This window comes from Desulfovibrio sp. DV (genome assembly GCF_001936595.1).
Classification (GTDB): domain Bacteria; phylum Desulfobacterota; class Desulfovibrionia; order Desulfovibrionales; family Desulfovibrionaceae; genus Solidesulfovibrio.
In genome coordinates, this window is record NZ_MLBG01000023.1 from 1 (window position 1) to 21,323 (window position 21,323).

A 21,323-nucleotide genomic window follows, 5' to 3' on the forward strand; every position below is an offset into this window, starting at 1 on the left:
CCCGCGACATCTATAACGCCGTCTATTCGCCCATCCACGCCCTGGCCAAGCTCGATATCAGCGCCGACGAGATTCCGACCGACCAGGGCTTTGCCACCCGCCGGATGCTTTCCGACGCTAATTTGCCCGAGGAAGTCAGGAATTCCACCGCAATGCGGCAGTACACCGGCGGCTACGACTGTCTGGCCGGCTACAAGGACAGGACCTATCCGCTGATGGAACAGCCGGCGGCCATGGCCGGCTAAGGGGGGACGCCATGGAAGATTTGAAAAACGAGCGCGTCGAACTGCTGATCGACTATATCATGAAAAAGTGCCTGTGGCAGTTCCATTCCCGGGCCTGGGACAGAAAGGACCAAAACGAAAACATCTTGACCCGCACGCGCCAGATCCTGTGCGGCGAGCACGTCAGCTTGGAAACCCCGGCCGACCGCTGCTTCTGGGTGGATGCCGTGCTTCTGGCCGAAGCCTACCGGGAACGATTCCCCTGGCTCATTGCCATGCCCAAGGAACAAATCGCCGACCTGTTGCAGGCGGTCCACGAACGCATGGACTTCCTGACCATCACCGGCTCGCTCAACCTGGAACTCACCGACCAGCACTACTAGAAGGGCATAGCATATGTCTTGCGAATTACAGGAAAAATCACGGGCAGGCGTCATCAATCCGATCATGACCTGCCAGCCGGCCGGGGCCCAGTTCGTCAGCATCGGCGTGACAGACTGCATCGGCATCGTCCACGGCGGCCAGGGCTGCGTCATGTTCGTGCGCCTCTTATTCTCCCAGCACTTCAAGGAGAGCTTCGAACTGGCCTCGTCGTCGGTGCACGAGGACGGCGCGGTGTTCGGGGCCTGCGGCCGGGTGGAGCAGGCCGTCGACGTCCTTTTAATGCGCTACCCCCACGTCAAGGTGGTGCCGATTATTTCCACTTGCTCAACCGAAGTCATCGGCGATGACATCGACGGCGTGGTCAGCAAGTTAAGCGCCGGCCTGCTCAAAGAAAAGTATCCCGACCGCGAGGTCCACCTCATCCCCATCCACACCCCGAGCTTTGTCGGCAGCATGGTCACGGGCTATGATCTGGCTCTTCGCGACTTCGTCATGCACTTTGCAACCAAGACCGAACCAAACGGCAAGCTCAACCTCATCACCGGCTGGGTCAATCCGGGCGACGTCACGGCGCTCAAACACCTGCTGGCGGCCATGGACATCGAGGCCACGGTCCTTTTCGAGATCGAAAATTTCGATGCGCCGCTCATGCCCCACGGCAACCACGTGGCCCACGGCACCACCACCATCGCCGACCTGGCCGGCACGGCCAATGCCCTGGGCACCCTGGCCCTGAACCGCTACGAAGGCGGCAAGGCAGCGGCCTATCTGGAAAAAGAGTTCGGTATGCCGACCATCGTCGGCCCAACACCCATCGGCATCCGAAACACCGACACGTTTCTGGCCAACCTCAAAAAGCTCACCGGCAAGCCCATCCCGCAGTCGCTTGTGCGCGAGCGCGGCATCGCCATCGATGCCCTGACCGATCTCACCCACATGTTTTTCGCGGAAAAGCGCGTGGCCATCTACGGCAACCCCGATCTGGTCATCGGGCTGGCGGAATTTTGCATCGACCTGGAGATGAAGCCGGTCCTGCTGCTCCTTGGCGACGACAACCCGGCCTACGCCCGGGACCCCAGGATCAAGGCGCTGACGGAAAACGTCGATTGGGACATGGAGATCATAACCAACGCCGATTTCTGGGAAATGGAAAACCGCATCAAGAACGAAGGCCTCGAACTCGATCTGATCCTTGGCCATTCCAAGGGCCGGTTCATTGCCATCGACAACAACATCCCCATGCTGCGGGTGGGCTTTCCCACCTATGACCGGGCCGGCATGTACCGCCACCCGGTGGTCGGCTACGCCGGAGCCATCTGGCTGGCCGAGCAGATGGCCAATGTCCTTTTCACGGACATGGAGCACAAGCACAACAAGGAATGGATTCTCAACATGTGGTAGGCGGCGCGCCCTGGCCGCGTGCTTGACTCCCGGCCGCGCCGGCCAGGACCCGGGGGTCCCGGCCGGCGCGGCCGGGACAGGGAGGTGACGATGCAGCGAAGAACCGAAATGGCGCCGGGAAGCAACGCACCACCCGGGCCGGTGGTGACCGGGCACGGGCGCAGGCTTCTCTATTTCTCGTACGGGGCCGAGATGCTCTCCAGCCGCATCCGGTCGCGCTGCGCCGCGCCCAAGGTGGTGGCCACGGCCAGACTGGCCGACCACCGCCTGGGCTTTTACGGCTACAGCCCGATCTGGGACGGCGGCCTGGAAACCGTGCTGCCGGCCCCGGGCTGCGAGGTCTGGGGCGTGGTCTATGCGCTCAGTTTCTCCGATGCCGACAGCCTGGACACCTGGCAGGGGGTGCGGCTTAACGGCACCGGCACGTATTTTCACTCCCCGGCCGAGGTGACGGACGGCCAGGGCACGGTGTATACTGTCCTCGTGTTTAAAAAGGATGTGCTTGGCGAACCGACCCGGCCAAGCCGCCCCTATCTCGACGCCATCGTTGCCGGAGCCCTGGAACACGGCTTGCCGCCTGCCTCCATCCAGTCGCTGCAGGACATGGCGTCAAAGCCGGCCGCCTACCCCGTGCCCAGGTTCGGCCTGGCCCGGCAGCCCGGGGTCCTCTCCGGCGAATCCTGCGCCGATTGCGGCAGCCTGGCCCCGCCCCGGACCGGCCGGCACAACCACGCCTGAACGGCTGCCAACCAAGGAGAAGCACATGTCCGAAGCAAAGCATCCCGGCCATCCCCATGGGGCCATGCGGCGAAAGGACCGGGAGATCACCGACCGAACCGCCATTGACGCCATCATCGACGCCGGCCGGGTCCTGTATCTGGCCCTGGCCGATGACAACATCCCCTTCGTGGTGCCGGTCTTTTACGCCTATGACCACACGGGCCTTTTTTTTCATTGTGCCCGGGCCGGGACCAAGGTCCGCATCATGCAACGCAATCCGGCAGTGAGCTTTGCCATTTCCCTGGATCACGGCGTGATCGAAAGCGACGCGGCCTGCGACTTCGAGGCGCGCCACCGCACGGTCATCGGCTTTGGCCGCACCGTTTTTATCACGGACGAAGCCGCCAAAATAGCAGCCCTGGACCGGATCGTGGCCCGCTTTACGCCGCAGCACTTCGACTACCCCAAGACCAATCTGGCCGCCACGACCGTGGTGCGTATCGAAATAGACTCGGTCAAAGGCAAAACGCACGGCCTGTAACACGCCGGCCGCCCGGACCTGCCGTCAGCCAGACCCGGCCTGACCGGAGGGGCGTCACAGCCTGCCCTCCCCAGCCATCGCCGCAACCACTCGGAAAACAAACGGCCGGGACCCTGTGGTCCCGGCCGTATCTGCTTGGGGTCTGCTGCGTCAGGCGGTTAGAATTTATACGACAGACCGAAGGAGACCTTCCAGGTGTCGCCGTTTCTGGACTGGTTGACCAGGGAATGGCCCCAGACGCTCTGCTGGAACTCGCCATGGGCCCAGCCGGTCTCGACCACGGCGGAGAGGTTCTCATAAATCATGTACTTGTTGTCGAAATTCACGCCATAGACATGCTCGTTGATGGTCAGGTCGCGCCCCATCTGGAAATAGGGGTTGCTGCCCATGAGCGTATTGAGCGTGCGGATGGCCCGGGCGGAGTTGGTGCCGTTGACGAACAAAAACGTCAGGCGATGGGTGAGCTTCTGGACAAAGGAGACATCGTCGAGGGTGACGCCAAGGCCCCAGGAACCGACCGGGCTCATGCCCATGTTGGAGTTTTTGACCAACTCCTGGCTGTCGTCGAACAGGAAGCTGTTGCCGGGTCCCCAGTTGGGACGGATCATGGGCATCCGCTCGGAACCGTTTGCAGTCGAACCGTCTTCGCCGGTGGACCACCAGCCATAGGCCTTGGGCGTCAGGACATCCCAGCCGGTGTATTCCACGCCGGCATCCATGAACCAGCCGCTGCGATGGCTCTTTTTACGGTCGCTCTCGGCTCCTGCGCCATAGATCACGTCGGCGTAGAACTTCACGGGATCAAGAGCGCTGACTTCAAACGCGCCGCCGGCCCACCAGAAGGCGTTCTGGTCGTTTTTCCACAGCTTGGGCGTGGCATAGGTCCCGGCCGAGGTCAGGTTATCGGCGTAAAACGACGAATTCTGCTGGGAGCTTTTGAGCGTGAAGAGATTGGCGTCCTTGCCGGCCACAGCGACAGCGCCCCAGGGCGTGGCCTTGAAGCCGTCCAGGGTGATCGGCAGGGCCAGGAAATAGGCGTCGAGTTCGTCGGCCACCTGGGTGGTCGTCGTATCGTAGGTCCGGTTGGTGTCGATCAGCCGGCCATATCCGGCCATCACCGAAAGGGTCTTGTCGATGAGCGGAGCCTTGACGACAAGGGCGGCCATGCGGTCGCCAAACACCGGCGAACCGTAGAACATCTTGCTCTGCGGCAGGGCCACGTTCTGCAGGCCGGCCGTAACATCCACATCCGTGCAAGGCAGCTTGAACTGCAGATACGCTCCGTAGATCATAATGGCGACTTCCGGGTTGGCGGCAGTGAACGTGCCGTGTCCCCAGGTGTCCTCCACCTTCATTTCCAGGCGGAACTTCACGGCCTCGTTGGCCACAAAGTCCGTGCGCAACCGGAACCGCTCCCAGATTTCAAAGGCTTCCTCGGTTTTCTTGCCGGCCTTGCTCCAGGTCGGTGTGGCGGAGGTCCAGGCCGGAGCGTTCCAGCCGGTGAAATTGCGGTTGGAGAAAAACGATCCGTAGACCAGGGCGTCGCCCACCATGCGCACTTCCGTGGCCGCCAAAGCCGCCGTGGCCATGGCCAGGACGAGAAACACCGCCAAAACCGAGATGCGTGTTTGTTTCATAACTCCCTTCCTCTAAAGCTGTACAAAACCGGCGAAACCCAATGTCGCGCCACCGTTCACGGCGAATGAACGTGCGGCCGAATGTTACAAATTTGAAAAATGACAGCAAATCAAAAGGAATAGAAATTCACAAACAATCACAGGCTGTTAAGATAATCCTTTGAAAAAGCTACTGACACGCTTGCTGTAATTTGCAGAATTTAATATCAACTCAGTCTATTACTTTCAAAAAGTACGATCACGACAAATGCAAGAAGCGTGATCGTCAAAGCACGGACAGACAGACCCTAGGCACTGCCCATTACAGAATAGCATATTGCGTGAATTCTGTGCACAAAACACAACCCGCCAGGAATCGGTACGTCCGTTCAACACGCACGCACCTGACACTCTTTTTTTACAAAGAATCGAAACAGGCGCGAAGCAACCAACCGGCAAGGGCAAGGTCTTGCAGGCACTGGAGACGCTGGACAAGACCCGGCCTCGAGGCCGCGACCCTGTCAACGCCCGGACCGCGACGGCCGCACGCCGCGCGGCCTCGCCATCACTGGGAAAACGGGAAGTGAAAAAGGAAAAGGAATCGGCAGGGGCAGGTCCATGATCACACGGCATCATGGCTGTGCAGGCGGGATTCGTTGCTCGTAACGCTGGCAACACTCCCCAGGCCGGCGGAAGCCGGCGGGGGTGGGCACAGGAAGCGCCCTATCCCGCAGCCCGGGCCTTGGGCGAGGAATTGACCGGGACGCTGGCCGGCCTTGCCCGTTCTTGCGGATGCAACACCCGGCCAAAGCCCAAAAAAACACTCTTTCGGCCCCGCGCCGGCGCGGCCTGGGACGCGCCGGCGCGGGGTTGGGCCTACCAGACGGGATTGCTGATCGGCACGATATAGGTCTGGACCATGTTGTCGTAGCGCAGCACCACCCGCAGGGAGTGGATGCCGAGGTTGGCCGGGAAGTACAGATAGCCCGGCATCAGGCCCATGGGAGCGATGGGGGCGGCCCTCCAGGCATAGGTGGCGATGTCCTGGTAAAGCGTGGCCCGGTACTGGTCCATGCTCGGCTGCTGAGCCAGAGCCGCGCCGCCGACAGCGCCGATGCCGGCGCCGATAAGCGCTCCGGGGCCGGCTCCCCAGCCGCCGTTGAAGCCCGAACCAATAAGCGCCCCAAGGCCCGCGCCCACGGCCCCGCCGGTCAGGCCGCCGACTACCGCCGCCTCGGCGCTCTTCTTGTAGGCCGTGGAGTTGAACACAACATCAGCCGCCGCCGCCACAGGATACGGCGGATATTCCACGCCGCCGGGCCCTATGCCGCGACACTCCTCGGCGTAGACCACCGGGTTGTAGCCCGACTTGTTGCGCACCAGCAGCAGGGTCGGGAACAGGCCGGCCTCATAATAGTTGATGCCGCTTCCGGACCAGGCATAGCGCACCGCACCGATATCCCACTGGGCCGTGCGCACGGCGCTTGGCAGCATGGCCGGATCGACCACCCCGTTGATCTGCGGGTTGGGCGGCGTGTACGTGGCGCACGACGCCAGGGCCAGGCTCAGGAGGAGTGCAGACACAACCTTGGCCGGGCCGGTGAGAAAGGACAGTCGTTTCATAAGACCTCTTGCATGATGCAGACGTGGTTTGGCAGCGGAAAAGACGTCTCCGCTGTTGGCATCTTCTACCGGCAGAACCTGATGGAGTCCATGATCTGGCGCAGGACGGGCCGGGCCGCCGCGAAATCCTTGTTCTCGCTGTGGGCCATGAAGTTCATGTAATAGTTCTCTCCGTCATAGGCCTGCCAGATGATGCGCTGGTAATCATTTTTCTGCGGTGCTTCAACAATTTCCCAACCGATGACGCCACATTTCTTTTTTGCGTCGCCATCGTCCCGACGCTTGGCCTCCAGGTACTTGTTTATGCTGACCATCTCCTTGGCCTGCTTGAGCGAGGCCTCCACCGAGGCCTTGCGCGGAAAACTCGGCACCATCTGCTCCAGGTGGAACTGGAAGCCCCAGGTGGTGCCCGGTTTCATAAACAGCACGGATTCGCTGGCCGGATCGCCGCTCTCCAGTTTCCAGCCGGCCGGGATGGTGAACGCAAAGCCCCGGGCCGGGTTTGTATACGTGGTGTCCATGCCAAGCACCGCGCCGCCGGCCCCGCCGCCCTTGGCGCCGGGGCCGGGGGTTGTGGCCGGTTCGGCGGCTTTCTTGCCGCTGGTCACGGCGTCAAGGCCCTGTTGCAGGATGCCGAACTGGGCCAAGGCAGCATTGGGCAGACACACAGCCAGGGTCAGCAGCAAGGCGGCAAACAAACGGTCCATGCGTTCTCTCCTTCGCTACGGGCGGTTTATCGTCCTTACTCCACCAAAACGCCGGCGTATCCCACCACCTGTCCATAGTCGCCGCTGACCTCGGCCGACGTGGCGTAGGCAGCCAGTCTGGCCGACTTCGCCCCCAGGGCCAGGACGACAAAGAGTCCAAGGACCATGGGCAGCACCCCGCACATGGTGATGCCGGCCTCGCGCACCACCTGATACAGCCCCGGCGGATCGAGGGCCAAAATCCGGTCCAGGGCCAGGGAGTCGCGCGTTTTGGCGGTGTCGTGGGAAACGTAATGGCTCATGTCCGAACTGACGACCACCGAGACCGGCTGTTCCCAGCCGGCCAGGACCCCGGCCACGGCGGCAGCGGTTTCGGCCAAAGCGGCCAGGTCCGGCTCGGCCACGGCCACAGGCACAATGCGGCAGGCCGGGCGGACCTGGCACAGAAACGGCAACAGCACTTCCAGGGAATGTTCGCCCAGATGGGCGGCCTGATCCGGGACCAGTCCCGGCGCGGCCGCCAGCAAGGCTGCGGCCAGGGCATCGTCCACAGGCACGTCGTGGCCCGGGATGCGCCAGACCCCGGACGGCCAGACAGCCAGACGCGCCCCCTGGCCGGTGTGGTTTGGCCCCAAAAGCAGCAGGGTATCGGCCAGACGGGCCGCGCCCAGGGTGCGCCCGGCCACCGGGCCGCTGTAGACGGCTCCGGCATGGGGGGCCATGGCCAAGAGGGTCGGCTGCTTGGACGACGGTTCGGCCTGGGCCAGATAGCCGGCTGTTTCCCGGTCCAGGCCGGCGGCATCGCCGGGATAGAAGCGACCGGCCACCACGGGCTGTCGCAGGCTGCCTTGTCGGGCTGTAGTGTGGGGCATGGCCGACTCCTTGTCTACCGGCCGCGAGGGTCGGGACAGTAGCGCCAATCTAGCCCGGATCGGGGCTTCTTGACAAGAGCGCGGCAGTTACTTGCCCCGGGTCAGGGAGTCGAGGCGGTTTTGAAGGCCGCTGGCGGCCAGATCGGAAGCGGCCATCCGGCCGTAGAGGGAATCGGGCGAGGCGTCGCGCATGGCGGTCAGGGTGGCCCGCCAGCCGTCCAGGTCGCCCATGGCCCGCTGGATGGCGGCCATGCGCATCCGGTTGCCGGCCCAGTCGTCGTCGCCTTCCTTGCAAAGCGTGGCGTATTCGGCGGCATGCTTGAGGGCCTTGGCGTACTCGCCCTGGGCCCGGGTGGATTCCACCAGGATGTTGACGGCAGCCTTGCGCTTGTCGGCGTCGCGGCCGGTCTCCTGAAACATGAAGGCCGCCTCGCCGGCATAGAGCTGGGCCTTTTCGTATTCCTTCTTGGCCATGGCTTCCTTGGCCACGAAATACAGGGCATAGCAGCGTTTTTCGGCCTCAAGCTGCTGATCGCCGGCCATCTTGGCCCAGAGTTTGAGGGCCCGGTCGGATTCGCCGAGATTCTCCAGGGACTCGGCCACGAGATACTCAAGCCCCCGGCGCTGGTTGGGGGTGAACCGCCAGCCCTGGACCTGGCGGGCCAGATCCACGATGTCGCGCCAGGACCGTTCATTCTGGTAGACCGACATGGCCATGGTCAGCGCCCAGTTGCCGTTGTCCGTTTCCTTGGGGCCGACATAGGGCAGGGCCTCGGCCAGGGCCTGGCGGGTCTTGCCCAGGCGCAGGTAGGCCAGGGCCAGCCCGAGGCGGGTGGTGTCGGAGAGCATCCCCCGGTTGGCGTTGATGAGCCGATGGTCCTGATAGGCGGCCACCAGCCGGTCGTAGTCCTTGTGGGCCAGCATGTCGGCGGCCATCTTTTCAAAGGCGGTGATGGCCGTTTCCTCGGCTTTGGGGGCCAGTTCGCTTTGGGGATAGCGTTCCAGATAGGCAGCGGCCTCTTTGAGGCTCCCGGGGTAGTTCTGCTGGTGGAGCAGCCACATGGCGAGCTTGAGCTGGGCCAGCGGGGCCAGCGGGCTTTGAGGGTGGTCGCGGATGATGCCGGCGTAGATTTCCTCGGGGCTGCCGTACTCGGGCTTGTCGAAAAGCGAAAACATCTCGGAGATGGTCGGCTGGTCGTGGACGCCCTGCTCGGCCAGGCGCATCTTGGCCACCAGTCCGCCTTCGCTGTCGGGATAGTCCTTGATGGCCAGATTGTAGAAATCCACGGCCCCGGGTTTGTTGCCGAGCCTGGCAAAGATGTCGCCGAGCTTGGCCAGGACCAGATCGGCATCCTTGACCTTGGGGTCCATGTTGTAAAAGAGCATATAGGCGTCACGCGCTTTCTTGAAATCCCCGTTGCGGTAAGCGATGTCGCCGGTTATGCGCAGTATTTGCGGAAATTCGATATAGTAGCGCGGCCAGCGCTTGTCCACGTAGTCGGCAATCTGAGCCGCATCCTTGTAGCGTCCAAGGCGTACCAGGGTCTTGGCCAGACCCATGGCTCCCTCGCGCACAAATTTGCTCTCGGGAAACTTCTCGACCAGATTCTTGTATTCTTCCTCCGCTTTCTTGTACTCACCCCGGTCATAATAGTATTCACCCCAGGCAAAGTTGACCAGGGGCACGTTGGCGTCGGTCGGGTACTTGCGTGTGAGCACATTGAAATAGCCCTTGGCCTCCGGGATGTTGCCCACGCGCAAATTGAGCATCCCAAGCTGCAACAACGACTCCGGCACCCGGTAGGAGTTGGGGTTGACGTTTATGGCTTCATTGAGCGCCCGTTGGATCTCGTCATAGTGGCCGGCCGGATCGTCCTTGTGCAGATCGACCAGCACCCCGGCCAGGGAGTGCATGGCCTCTTCGCGCACGTCGGGCTTGAGCCCGGTTTTGGCCACCAGATCGCGCATCATGTTCTGCGCCCCAAGCAGATTGCCGCCCAGCCGTTCGGCCTGGGCCGACACCAGGGTGTTGGCGTCGTGGTCTTCTTCCTTGGCCGGCGGCGGCTCGACAGCCGGAGCCGGCGGCGGCGGAGTGGCCTCGGCCGTGGCTTTGGGCGGGGACGAAACGGGCTGCGGTCCGGTCCCGGGCGGGGCGACCGGGCTGCGGGTCTGGCCGCCGCTGGCGATTTCCGGCGGAATCGGCGGTAATTTGACGGGCTGGCGCAGTTCGCCGTTGCCGCTGGCCCGGCCGGCGGCGGCCTGCCCGCCCTGGCCGGCCGGCTTGTCGGCCAGGGCCGGGGACGGAACCGTCTCCAGCCCGGCCGGACGCAGCACCGGGGATTTCTCCGGCCCGACGCGCAGGGCCGTGGCCCGCATGGACGACGGCACGGCGTAAAAGGGTTCCCTGGCCGCTTCAGCCGCTTTGGCCGCTGCCGGGGAGGCTGCGGCCGGAGCCATGGAAGGCGGCAATGGTGGCAGATCAAGGGGTCCTGGCGTGTTGTTGGGCGGCGTGACCGGCAGGGTCAGGGACGAGGCCGGCTTGGGCGCGGCCCCGGCCGGCGGCCAGGTGGTGTTGGCTGCCGCGGTTGGCGCGCCAGGCGTCCAGTTGGCCCCGGCCGGGTCGCGGTAGACCTGGAGCTTGAGTCCCTGCTCGCCTTCGGGCCAGCCGACAAAGCCGAAGGCATCGGATTTAAGGCGCACCAAAACCGTGTCGCCCTCCACCCGGACCCCTTCAAGGAGCCGCGAAGAATGGAAATCCGTCTCGGCCGGAGGTGGTTCGCCAGCCATGGAGCCGGGCGGAAAGGTCAGGCTGATTTCGACCGGACCGGTGCGGGCAATGGTGGGATAGGCCCCGCGCCGGGAAAATTGCAGGATCAGCGAGTCCGTATCCGGCCGGGTGACCGTGGACACGGACAAGGCGGCCGCCGGACCGGCGGATACCATGGCCAGGAAGGCCGCAAGAAGGAGTCGCCGCAAGACGGCGCAGGAGAGAAGGCTCACGCCGGGCTTCCTTGCAAGGAACATGCAACGGCCATGGGCGCGCGACAGGGCACCCCGGGCTCACTCCCCGGCCATGTTGCGTTTTTTGAGCTTCTCGATCAGCGTCGTGCGTTTGATGCCAAGCAGTTCCGCTGCCTGATTTTTTACGCCGCCAGCCCGCTCCAGGGCCTCAACGAGAAGCGTTTCCTCCATGGCGTCGAGAAATTCCTTGAGCCCCATGGATTTCTCGCCCAGATCAGCCAGGGTCGGCCAGCGGAAACCCGCAGCCGCAGCCTCGACCACCGGCGGCGGCAGGACCACGCCGGCGTTGTCGAGGATTTTTCGCGGCAGATCGTGCGGCGTGATCACGTCCTGGTCGCACAGGATGGAGAGGCGCTCCATGAAGTTTTCCAGTTCGCGGACATTGCCGGGCCAGGGATAGCCCAGGATGAGATCCCGGGCTTCGGGGGTAAAGGTCTGGACGCAACGGTTTTTCTGGCGGCAGAAGCGGCCGAGGAAATGGGAGGCCAAAAGCAGGATGTCGTTGCCCCGCTCCCTGAGCGGCGGCAGGTGCAAGGGGATGACGTTTAAGCGGTAATAGAGGTCTTCGCGAAACCGGCCGGTCTCCACCTCGACTTCCAGGTCGCGGTTGGTGGCGGCCACGATACGCACGTCGGCCTTCATGGTCTTGTCGCCGCCAACGCGCTCGAATTCCTTTTCCTGAAGGGCTCGCAGGATCTTCACCTGCAGGCTTAAATCCATCTCGCCGATTTCATCGAGAAAGATGGTCCCGCCCTCAGCCAGTTCAAACCGGCCCTGGCGGGTGCGAACGGCCGAGGTGAAAGCCCCTTTTTCGTGGCCAAACAGTTCCGATTCGAGCAGTTCGCGGGGGATGGCCCCGCAGTTGACCGGGACAAAGGGCTTTCCGGCCCGATGGCTGTTGGCGTGCAGGGCGCGCACGAGCAATTCCTTGCCTGTGCCGGATTCGCCCGTGACAAGCACGGTCGAGTCGGTGGGAGCCACCTTGCCGAGCACCCGCAGCACTTCGGCCAAACAGGCGCTTTGCCCGACCATGCCGGAAAGGTTCAGTTCCATCTGGCCTCCGGAAAAAAGCACCGCCCGATCCTGGCGGCTTTCCATGATCTATAGCTTCGTTCCGGGGCTGTCAATTTCCTGACGGGAAATACCTGCCTGGACACGGAAACCGGGCAGGGCCTTGAGCGGGGCGGCAGTGGGCCTCGGCGGCGGCCAATAAACGGTCTCGCGGCGTTCCGCCCTCCCCTGCCGGCCAGGCCGGCTTCGGGTGCAGCCCGCCTAGACGCGCGTGTCCAGCAGGGTGCCGAGCATGTCGTCCTGGGTGCGGATCACGGCGGCGTTGGCCTCAAAGGTCCGGGCGGTCTCGACCATGTCGACGGCCTGGCGGGCCAGATCCACGTTGCTGGTCTCGACCATCCCGGCGGTCGGCTCATACACGCCGGCCTCGTTTTGGGCGCTGACCGCGGCCGGGCGGTAGCCGCCGGCCGAATCGTCCTCGACCACGTCGCCCACCCGCACGCCCTGGCCGCCCGGGCCGGTGGCCAGCCGCACGTCCTTGGACTTGTAGCCGTCGGTATTGACGTTGGCCACATTGTTGGCCGTAACCGCCATGGACGTGGACATGGCCCCCAGGGCCGACTGGGCTGAGGAGATGGCGTCGATCATGGTGTACGCCTCCTGGCCTGAAAAAAAACAGGCTCTTTCTCTATAATGCACCCTGGGCCGGCGGGCAAGGCGCGTCGGGCGGTCTTTGGTTGAAGCGACGGCCCGGCCATGCTAGAGGCGGGCATGCGCCGCATTCTCCTGCTTGGGCTGGCCATGGCCCTGCTCCTGCCTGCCTCGGGCTGCTACGAAGCGCCGGCAAGCGTGGATCGCTACATCAATACCCCGTATCTCTTCAGCTTCATCCCGCCCCAGGGCTGGACCGTGCGCGAAGAAAAAACAGCCGCCTGCCTGGCTTCGGTGGAAGCCCGGCACGGGGATTGCCGGTTTTACATCTGTGTGAGCGAGCGCCCCGAAGACTTTCTGCCGACCACGTCGGACTTTGCCAATTGCGAGCTGGTCAAAAATTATGTGATGGATACGCTCAAGGGCTACAACGTGAGCTGCCGCCCGTCCACAACCCATGGCCGGCGCAGCTACGACGCCATCTACCTGCGAAACGTGGCCGACGAGGCCGGAACGGTGCGCCTGCAACTCGTTCGCCAGACGTTTTTGTCGCGCGGCCGGATGCTCTATACCCTCACCTCCTACGTGTTTGGCCGCGACGAAGCGGAACTGCGCACCCTGGCTCCGCCCTGCGACAGCGACATCCTGCGCTCGGAAGCGACGTTCTTCCTGCACCAGCCGGGTTCCATGGGCCATTAGCGAGGGGAAGGGAAGAGGAAGAGTGCCTCCGGCGGCCAAAGGGCTGAGCCCTTTGGAATCCCACCTGGGGGAAGTTTGATCAGACCGGGTGCGTTGCCAGGTCGATGGGCGAACATTGCGCAGGAAAAGACGAAAACGGGCCGCTCCAGAAATGGAGCGGCCCGTCTTGCGTCAGAGGAGCCCGGCCGGCTGCCCGGCGGGCTACCTGGGAATGAGGTCGCCAACGGCCTTGGCGGCAGCGATTTCGATGACCGATACACCCTTGGCGGCCAGGGCCTTGGAAAAGGCCTCGCGAATCCCGGCCGGGGTGGACGCCTTGGCCGTGGCCGCGCCGTAGCCCTGGCCAAGGGACACGATGTCGAGCCCCGGCAGGTCCAGGCCCGGCACGCCCGGCGTTTCCTCCAACCGGGCAAAGGCCTTGAGGATGCCGTATTCCTCGTTTCGAAGGACCACGAACACCACATGGGCCCCATGCTGCACGCCCGTCCAGATGGACTGGAGCGAATACTGGAAGGAACCGTCGCCAATGATCGCCACCACCGGCCGATTGCGGCCGGTCTGCGCCTCGGCCAGGGCCAGGCCCACGGCGGCAGGCATCCCCCAGCCAAGCCCCCCGGAAGCCATGACATACGAACTGTCGGGCCGGGTCACCACGCCAAGAGGCGTCGCTGCCAGCTCATGCATGTTGGAAGGCGACTCGTTGACCACGATCACGTCTGCCGGGGCGACCTGGGACAGCACGGCAAAGATCTGGGCCGGGGTCAGGGGCAACGGCGCATTGTCGGGCACGGCAACCGTCGGGGCTTTCTGCCGGACCGGCCCCCGGGCCGGCCGGCTGCCCACCAGGGGAACAAGGGCCTCCAGGGCCAACAGGCTGTCGGCCACGAGGCTGTCGCCGGTGACGGACTTGGCCGCCTCGTAGGGGTCGTCGATGATCTGCACCAGTCTGGCTCCGGCCGGCAGGATCTCCCCGGCCACCCAGGGATAGTAGCGAAAGACCGGCGCACCCACGACCACGACCAGATCATGGCCGGCAAGCGCCTTGCCAAGCGGCCCCACAGCCGGCGGCAGCACGCCGGCAAAAAGTGGATGGTTGCCGGGAAACGGCACCCGCTCGGTAAAGGGTCCAAGCCACACCGGGGCCTGCAGGGCCTCGGCAAAGGCGATGCCGGCCTCCCAGGCCCGGCTGCGGGACAGGTCGCCGCCGTAGACCAGCACGGGATTTTTGCTGGCCCGGATGCGGGCGGCGAAATCCTCGATGCGCGCCGGGTCCGGGGCATGGCGGGTGGAGACGGTGCGGGAGACGTCAAGGGCGTCCATCTCCTTTTCCCAGTCATCGAGCGGCAGGGAGAGAAAGACCGGTCCCGTGGGCTGCTGCACGGCCATGGCGTAGGCGCGCATGAAGGCTCCGGGCACGTCCTGGGGGCGTTTGGGCTCATAGCTCCATTTGACCCAGGGCTTTGGCAGCAGGGTTTCGTCGATGTTGGTGAGAAACGGCTCGCCCAGGAGCATGTCGCGGGTCTGCTGCCCGGCGGTGATGATCAGCGGCGTCTTGTTGAGGTAGGCCGTCAGGATGCAACCCATGGCGTTGCCCATGCCGGCGCCGGTGTGGACGTTGACCAGGACGGGCTTGCCCAGGCCCTGGGACAGGCCGTCGGCAATGCCCACGACGCTTGATTCCTGAAGGGCCAGGACATAGGTGAAATCTGTAGGGAAATTTTTAAGAAAGGTCTCTTCCGTGGAGCCGGGGTTGCCGACGACAACAGTCAGATCGAGACGACGCAGCAGTTCAAACGTCACATCGCGCACAGAAGGCATAGTATTCTCCCGAGGTACGACAGTTGGAGGTGGTTCCATGCTTACGCCGCCCAGGCAGCGCCAAGGCTGTCGGCCCCCTGCTCCGACACGCGGCAGGGAGGTCCGACTATGGCCAGCATTGCCACCAGTCGGGAGGAGAGGTCAAGACGGGAAGGCGTTGGTTGACGGCGGCAGGTTTGCCAGGACGGTGTTTTCCCCAACGGCATGAAGCTGTTCAGACTGCCGGTTCTTGCTGGGTTTTCCCGAGAGCAAATACATTACCGAATGCATATTGACCAATAAAAAGACAACATGATATAATTTTATAAAATAAGCGTTCTGGAAAAGGACAAATCGTTCGCCTGGGATACCGGAAAAGGAGGCCACCACAATGTCCACCGACCCATCCCCCTGGGGCGACGCCATTGTCGGCACGACCGGCGTGTGCATCGTCAGCCTGTATCTCGTCAGCGCCTTCCTGTTTCTGATCTTTTCCCTGGCCAGAGTCTGGCCGCCAATCGCCCTGTGCACCGAAGGCGCGCCGGCCGCTGGCGCATCCGGCCCTGCCAAGCCAGGTGAGAAACCGGCCCAGGCCGGGACAGGCGCGGCCAACGCCCCTTCCGCCAACCAGGCGGAGGAGAAGCCGGCTGAAGCCGAGAAGGGAGCCCCCGGCAAGCCTGCATCCGGCAAAGAGCCGCAAGAACCCGTTCAAGCCGGGGCGGGAACAGGCACGAAAGCCGGCATTTCCGATCCCACCCTGCTGTGCCTCGTGGCCATCGTCGGCGCTCTCGGGGCGATCATTCACGCCATGCGTTCCTTTTACGCTTTTGTCGGCAACGGACAGTTCAAATACTGCTGGCTCCCCATGTATGTCCTGCTGCCCTGCATCGGTTCAGCCCTGGCTTTGATCTTTTTCCTCATTCTCAAAGGCATCCTGTCCAGCGGCGCACCGGCAGGCGTCAGCTACAACACCACCCTCGGCTATCTGGCCGTAGCCGGTATCGTGGGACTTTTTACCGAAGAGACGACGGTGAAAATCCAGGAAGTCGCCCAGAGCATACTGGGCAAGAAGCAGGACCAGAAAGACCCGCTCACCCCCACGCCTCCTCCGGGCAAACCAGGGGCCAATCCTGGCGCGACCGGCAGCTAGGCAGGAACGATGCGGACAGAGGGTGGAACGTGAAAGACGGGAGCGCCGCCAAAGCCTAGGCCGGGCCGGCCACGCTCTTGAGGTTGGCTTCGAGCACCTCGGCCAGCTGTTCGATGGAGTGCGGCTTGGCCAGATAGTCGTTCATGCCCAGGCGTAAAAACCGCTCCCGGTCCTTTTCGCTGGCATAGGCCGTCAGGGCCACCACCGGGATGCGTTTGGACAGGCCCGGCACTTCGCCGTTGCGGATGTGATGGGTGCACTCGATGCCGTCCATGACCGGCATCTGGATGTCCATGAGCACCGCGTCCACCTGCTCCCGGGAAAGCACGGCCAGCGCTTCCTGGCCGTTTATGGCCTCGAGCACGTTGTAGCCAAGACGCGCCAGGGTGCGCCCGGTGGTCAGGCGGTTGATGCGCTCATCCTCGACCAGCAGCACCGTATACTCTTCGGGCGAAAAAACCGGGTCCTCGCTGGTGTAGACCACGGCCGCATCCCGGCATTCATAGTCGGGCATGGCAAAGGGCACCGTGAAATAAAACGTGCTGCCATGGCCAAGCGTGCTTCGAACCCAGATATGCCCGCCAAGCATCTCCACCAGATGTTTGGCAATGGACAGCCCGATCCCGGCCCCGCTCAGGCGTTTGGTCAGATAGTGCTCAGCCAGCTCGAAATCCTCGAAAATCTTCCCTTGCAATTCCTTGGCAATGCCGATGCCGGTGTCGCGGACCATGAAAAGCAGGGTGCAGTACTGGGGGGCGAAGGCGGCCCGGGCCGAGGCGATCCGCTTGGCCCGGACCTCGATGGCACCACAACTGGTGCATTTGAGGGCGTTGTCCACCAGATTGGACAGGATCTGGCGCAGGCGGAACACGTCCCCGACCAGACGCTCCGGAATACGCGGGTCAAGGCGCGTGGAAAAGCTGATGCTTTTGACCTTGGCCCGCACGCCGTAGCTGCGGCCGAGCGAGGCCAGCAGATCGCGCACGCTGCACGACGACAGCACCGGCTCAATGGCTGCGGCATCGATGTCGGCCAGCTCCAACACGTTGTTGACGATGGACAACAGCCGCTTGCCCGAGTCTTCGACGATCTGCCACAGCTCTTCCTGGTCATCGCCCTCGCCACCCGACATGGCCAGCTGGGTGGCCCCGATAATGCCGTTTAGGGGCGTTCGCAACTCATGGGTGATGTTGCCCAGGAACTGGGATTTGGCCTGGCTGGCGGAAAAGGCCAGTTCCTTTTCCCGGCGCAGCTGGTTTTCCGTTTCCTTAAGCGGCGTGATGTCGCGGGAATAGCTGGCAATGGAGGTGACCTGCCCGGCCTCGTCGGCAATGGGGCACAGGCTGACCTGATAGACATGATCCTCGTGGCGCTCTTCATACCAGACGATGGTGTTGTTGACGGCCGCCTCATGGAGGCGTTCCCGCCGCGTCTCGGCCAGCTCCGGAGTCATAGAGCTGTACAGGCTGGCTCCGACCAGACCGGCGACGGTCTGGCCCCGCCGCCGGGCGGCCTCTTCGTTGAGCACCAGGATGTAGCCGTCGATGTCGGATAAAATGATGGAGTCGTGGGTGGCGTCGAGCAGCGCCTTGAAGATGGCCTGGTTTTCCGCCAGCAGATGCTGGGACAACACCAGTCTGGTCACGTCTTCGCGGATGATGATGCCGCCCTGGACCACGCCGTTCTCGATGACCGGAATGCCCCGGATATTCTGGTAGGCCGACTGTCCGCCGCTGCACTCGTCGGTATACAGCGCTTCGAGGTGGATGGTCTCGCCGGCCAGGATGCGCTTTATTTCGGTATCAATGCCGGCGGAGAGGATGCCGGGCAGTTCCTGGAGCTTTCTGCCGACATAATAGTCCCGGTCGCGCTTGCCCCGGGCGAAATTGGCCAGATGCCAGTCGTTGACGAAGGTTATGACGCCCTCGGCGTCGATGCTCATGATCGACACCGGGGCCAATTGAATGATCTGCTCGCAGTTGGCCGCAAGCACGTCTTGGCCACACATAGACTGTCACATACCTACACCAGGGATTACGAGCAAGAGGCATTGCGCCCAGTCCGGCGCACCCCACCCCTCAAAAAACCTATCCGCCTGCAGATAAAGAAAAAAAATAGCCACATCGAGACGTTGACCGGCAGATTCGCCAGGGTCCGGCCCGCGCTGCCGGCCCGCCCCCTACGGCCGATGCGCCGCTGTCCCGGCGCCGCCGGCCAGGGGCCGCTCGTTGCGTCCTTCAATATCGGCAAAAGCGCTGTGGTTGTGGATGGACTCAAAGCTCTCCACTTCCACCCGAAACCACGTCACCTTGGGGTGCTCCCGCAGCGACCGGGCCACCTGCCGGGCCACGTCCTCGACAAACGTGGGATTGGCAAAAGCCTGTTCGGTCACGAATTTTTCGTCCTCGCGCTTTAACAGCGCATAGACCGGCGACGACCCGGCCGCCTCGGCCATGTCGATCAATTCTTCGAGCCACACAAAGCCGGTGAAGCGGCAGCGGATGGACACGACCGCCCGCTGGCTGTGGGCCCCCTGGTCGGAAATGGCCAGGGAGCATGGGCACACCGTCATGACCGGCACATCCACGCCAAGGGTCTGGCGGAATTTCTCGCCCTCAAACTCCCCGGACACATGGCAGCTGTAGTCCATAAGCGCGCAAGCGCCGGTGGCCGGCGAGGTCTTGGACAGGAAATAGGGAAAATGCAGGGCCAGATGGGCGTTTTGGGCCTCAAGCCGGTCGCGCACGTCAGAGAGCAGCGCCCGAAACGACACCAGGTCGAGTTCGCCGGTAAAGCCGGACAAGGCCTCGACAAACCGGCTCATGTGCGTGCCCTTGAACCGGGCCGGCAGATCGACGGACAACTCCACGTCGGCCACTGTGTGCTGCCGGCCGCGCACCCGGTCGCGGACGGTCAGCGGCAGGCGGAAATTCTTGATGCCGACCCGGTCCAGGTCGATGGGGACCTCGGGGGGTCCGCTCTGAACGTCTTGCATGGCCATAAATACAATGCCTCCGACGACTGGCGGGGTCTGCCCGGCCGGCCGCCCCGACCGGGGGATGGTCTCCCCCGGGCCCCCGGATGCGGCTTTGGGGGGGCGGGGACGCGGTTAGTACGCCGCAAGGAAATGCCTGTAAAGCGCCCTGTCCGGGACGACGCGGGCCTAGACGATCTCCTGGCCGGTGGTGGCCAGGGTGAGCTTGCCGTATTTGACCCCGCGCGTGGAAACGAGCTTTTGCGACAGGCGTTGCACGGCCTCGCCCGGTCCCTTGAGGACCAGGGCTTCCAGGCAATTGTGGTGGTCAAGGTGCACGTGCATCGAGGACAGGATGACGTCGTGCTGCTCATGCTGGGTTTCAATGAGCCGCTGGGCCAGGTCGGAGGTGTGGTGGTCGTAGACCAGGGTCAACACGCCGGCCACTTCCTTGTCGGACTGTTCCCATTCCTTTTGCACCAAAACGCCCCGGATAAGATCGCGGATGGCTTCGGAGCGGGTCTGGTAGCTTTTCTCGTCGCAAAGGGCGTCGAATTTTTCCAGCAATTCGGAATTGAGCGAAACGCCGAAGCGAATGGTCTGTCCCATGCGTCTTCCTCCCTATGGTCTGATCTCGTAGAGGCTGATGGTGCTGCGGCACGAAGCCACCGACACGGATTCCTCGTGCAACCGGGTCACGGCAAACCCGTCGGCGGCCAGCCGGTCCCAGACCGGGCGCGACACTTCCCGCCAGGGCTCGGACAGGACAATGCTGCCGCCCGGGGCCAGCAGCGACCGGAAAAGCTGCGTCAGCGGTTCGTAAAACCGCGTTTCATATAAAATGTCGCTGCCCCAGATGCGCTCGAACACGCCCGGCCGGCAGGCCGGACGACGCCAGTCCATGACGGCAAAATCCGCTTCCAGGCCGTTTTCCCGGGCATTGGCCAGGCCGTGGGCCACGGCCGCGGGTTCGTAGTCCACCCCGAGCACCCGGGCGCCGGCCGCAGCCCCGGCCATGGTCGAAAGCCCCATGCCGCAGCCGAGATCGAGGCAATGCCGGCCGGCCACATCAAAGGCCCCGGACCCGAGCCAGGCGGCCAGGAGCACGCTTGCCGGCCACAACTCGGCCCAGTACGGCATGTGTTCGTCAGCCCCGAACGCATCCCGGCCCAGCCCGGCCCACAGCGATTCCATGTCGGCCTGGCGGCACAGCGTGAATTCCCGGCCGGCCAGGGCCAGCCGCATCCGGCCGTCCTGCCACTGCGGAACAGCACGGTTTGGCGGGACAATTGGGGACGGGACATATTTCTGGCTCACCCAAGGCTCCTCAAGGGACCAAAAGCGCATCATGGCGCACTATCCGTGCTACCGTGAAACCCTCAAATGCGCAACAGGGAGCACGGCCGACGATTCTTCGGCCTGCTGTCGGAACAATTGACGGGCACTGCTTGCCCCAGGCCAGCCAAAGCGGTATTTGACGGCCAGCCCGTAACGACCCCAGGCGGGCTGCCACACCGACCGATCATCACGCCAGGGAGAAGCGCCATGCAAAAGGATCTGCTCTATTCCAAAACCCACGAGTGGGTACGCGTCGAGGACGAAATTGCCATGGTCGGCATTACCGACTTTGCCCAGGAACAGCTCGGCGACATCACCTATGTGGAGCTGCCGGCCGTTGGCGACACTGTGGAAGCCGGACGGGAGATGGGTTCCGTCGAATCCGTCAAGGCCGCCAGCGAACTCTACAGCCCGGTTTCCGGCGAAGTCATCGAAGTCAACGACGAACTGGAAGGCACGCCGGAGAAGGTCAATACCGACCCCTACGGCGAAGGCTGGCTCATCCGGGTGCGCCTGACCGACGAACCTGCCGGACTGCTGTCGCCCGAGGAGTACGAGGAACTGGCCAAGGCCGAGCATTAAACCGGAGCGTTC

The 21,323-nt window shown here is 63.6% G+C and carries 19 protein-coding genes and 1 pseudogene; 8 read left to right on the forward strand and 12 right to left on the reverse strand.

Annotated elements, in window-relative coordinates; all coding sequences use genetic code 11:
- From DVDV_RS07680 to DVDV_RS07700, 5 genes and pseudogenes are all read left to right on the forward strand, one after another.
- Nucleotides 1-245, forward strand: a pseudogene (locus DVDV_RS07680) (nitrogenase iron-iron protein, alpha chain); the annotation flags it as partial.
- 11 nt (nucleotides 246-256) lie between these two features.
- Complete coding sequence (anfG, locus tag DVDV_RS07685) at nucleotides 257-607, forward strand: Fe-only nitrogenase subunit delta (protein WP_075354099.1); 351 nt, start codon at nucleotides 257-259, stop codon at nucleotides 605-607.
- 13 nt (nucleotides 608-620) lie between these two features.
- Nucleotides 621-2,009: a Fe-only nitrogenase subunit beta gene (gene anfK, locus DVDV_RS07690; protein WP_075354100.1), complete on the forward strand. Its 1,389-nt coding sequence runs from the start codon at nucleotides 621-623 to the stop codon at nucleotides 2,007-2,009.
- Nucleotides 2,010-2,099: 90 nt separating this feature from the next.
- Nucleotides 2,100-2,747, forward strand: a complete 648-nt coding sequence (locus DVDV_RS07695) for a gamma-glutamylcyclotransferase (RefSeq protein WP_083634703.1) — start codon at nucleotides 2,100-2,102, stop codon at nucleotides 2,745-2,747.
- Between the two features lie 25 nt (nucleotides 2,748-2,772).
- Nucleotides 2,773-3,270 carry a pyridoxamine 5'-phosphate oxidase family protein gene (locus tag DVDV_RS07700; protein ID WP_075354101.1) on the forward strand — a complete coding sequence of 166 codons (498 nt, stop codon included), beginning with the start codon at nucleotides 2,773-2,775 and terminating at the stop codon, nucleotides 3,268-3,270.
- 158 nt (nucleotides 3,271-3,428) lie between these two features.
- On the opposite strand, the gene DVDV_RS07705 is transcribed toward DVDV_RS07700, so the two are convergent.
- The 7 genes from DVDV_RS07705 to DVDV_RS07735 form a co-directional block, all read right to left on the reverse strand.
- Entirely contained in the window at nucleotides 3,429-4,907 is a 1,479-nt protein-coding gene (locus tag DVDV_RS07705; protein ID WP_075354102.1) for an outer membrane homotrimeric porin, read from the reverse strand.
- A gap of 855 nt (nucleotides 4,908-5,762) precedes the next feature.
- Nucleotides 5,763-6,509 carry a hypothetical protein gene (locus DVDV_RS07710; RefSeq protein WP_075354103.1) on the reverse strand — a complete coding sequence of 249 codons (747 nt, stop codon included), beginning with the start codon at nucleotides 6,507-6,509 and terminating at the stop codon, nucleotides 5,763-5,765.
- Between the two features lie 65 nt (nucleotides 6,510-6,574).
- Nucleotides 6,575-7,216, reverse strand: a complete 642-nt coding sequence (locus DVDV_RS07715; RefSeq protein ID WP_075354104.1) for a hypothetical protein — start codon at nucleotides 7,214-7,216, stop codon at nucleotides 6,575-6,577.
- A gap of 35 nt (nucleotides 7,217-7,251) precedes the next feature.
- Entirely contained in the window at nucleotides 7,252-8,088 is an 837-nt protein-coding gene (gene amrB / locus DVDV_RS07720; protein ID WP_075354105.1) for an AmmeMemoRadiSam system protein B, read from the reverse strand.
- Between the two features lie 87 nt (nucleotides 8,089-8,175).
- Nucleotides 8,176-11,088: a tetratricopeptide repeat protein gene (locus DVDV_RS07725; protein ID WP_254845303.1), complete on the reverse strand. Its 2,913-nt coding sequence runs from the start codon at nucleotides 11,086-11,088 to the stop codon at nucleotides 8,176-8,178.
- A 60-nt stretch (nucleotides 11,089-11,148) separates the two neighbouring features.
- A complete protein-coding gene (locus DVDV_RS07730) occupies nucleotides 11,149-12,162 on the reverse strand; it encodes a sigma-54-dependent Fis family transcriptional regulator (protein WP_075354132.1) in 1,014 nt (337 codons plus the stop codon).
- Between the two features lie 219 nt (nucleotides 12,163-12,381).
- On the reverse strand, nucleotides 12,382-12,768 hold the full coding sequence (locus tag DVDV_RS07735; RefSeq protein ID WP_075354107.1) for a flagellar basal body rod protein FlgC: 387 nt from the start codon (nucleotides 12,766-12,768) through the stop codon (nucleotides 12,382-12,384).
- Between the two features lie 123 nt (nucleotides 12,769-12,891).
- Between DVDV_RS07735 and DVDV_RS07740 the strand changes: the two genes are divergently transcribed.
- Complete coding sequence (locus DVDV_RS07740; RefSeq protein WP_075354108.1) at nucleotides 12,892-13,470, forward strand: hypothetical protein; 579 nt, start codon at nucleotides 12,892-12,894, stop codon at nucleotides 13,468-13,470.
- A gap of 201 nt (nucleotides 13,471-13,671) precedes the next feature.
- On the opposite strand, the gene mdlC is transcribed toward DVDV_RS07740, so the two are convergent.
- Complete coding sequence (mdlC, locus tag DVDV_RS07745; protein ID WP_075354109.1) at nucleotides 13,672-15,288, reverse strand: benzoylformate decarboxylase; 1,617 nt, start codon at nucleotides 15,286-15,288, stop codon at nucleotides 13,672-13,674.
- 370 nt (nucleotides 15,289-15,658) lie between these two features.
- Here mdlC and DVDV_RS07755 point away from each other — a divergent pair, with 370 nt between their 5' ends.
- Entirely contained in the window at nucleotides 15,659-16,417 is a 759-nt protein-coding gene (locus DVDV_RS07755) for a hypothetical protein (RefSeq protein WP_075354111.1), read from the forward strand.
- A gap of 55 nt (nucleotides 16,418-16,472) precedes the next feature.
- Here the strand turns inward: DVDV_RS07755 and DVDV_RS07760 are convergent, their stop codons facing one another.
- The 4 genes from DVDV_RS07760 to DVDV_RS07775 all read right to left on the reverse strand — a co-directional run bounded on the left by DVDV_RS07760 (nucleotide 16,473) and on the right by DVDV_RS07775 (nucleotide 20,708).
- Entirely contained in the window at nucleotides 16,473-18,425 is a 1,953-nt protein-coding gene (locus DVDV_RS07760; RefSeq protein ID WP_075354112.1) for a PAS domain-containing sensor histidine kinase, read from the reverse strand.
- Nucleotides 18,426-18,596: 171 nt separating this feature from the next.
- Nucleotides 18,597-19,412 (reverse strand): GTP cyclohydrolase FolE2, encoded by an 816-nt coding sequence (gene folE2, locus DVDV_RS07765; RefSeq protein ID WP_075354133.1) that lies wholly within the window; start codon nucleotides 19,410-19,412, stop codon nucleotides 18,597-18,599.
- 168 nt (nucleotides 19,413-19,580) lie between these two features.
- On the reverse strand, nucleotides 19,581-20,000 hold the full coding sequence (nikR, locus tag DVDV_RS07770) for a nickel-responsive transcriptional regulator NikR (RefSeq protein ID WP_006921837.1): 420 nt from the start codon (nucleotides 19,998-20,000) through the stop codon (nucleotides 19,581-19,583).
- Nucleotides 20,001-20,012: 12 nt separating this feature from the next.
- The gene (locus tag DVDV_RS07775; RefSeq protein WP_075354134.1) at nucleotides 20,013-20,708 is read right to left on the reverse strand and encodes a methyltransferase; all 696 of its coding nucleotides are present in this window, start codon (nucleotides 20,706-20,708) and stop codon (nucleotides 20,013-20,015) included.
- Between the two features lie 228 nt (nucleotides 20,709-20,936).
- On the opposite strand from DVDV_RS07775, the gene gcvH reads away from it, so the two are divergent.
- Complete coding sequence (gcvH, locus tag DVDV_RS07780; RefSeq protein ID WP_075354113.1) at nucleotides 20,937-21,311, forward strand: glycine cleavage system protein GcvH; 375 nt, start codon at nucleotides 20,937-20,939, stop codon at nucleotides 21,309-21,311.
- Nucleotides 21,312-21,323 lie beyond the last annotated feature (12 nt).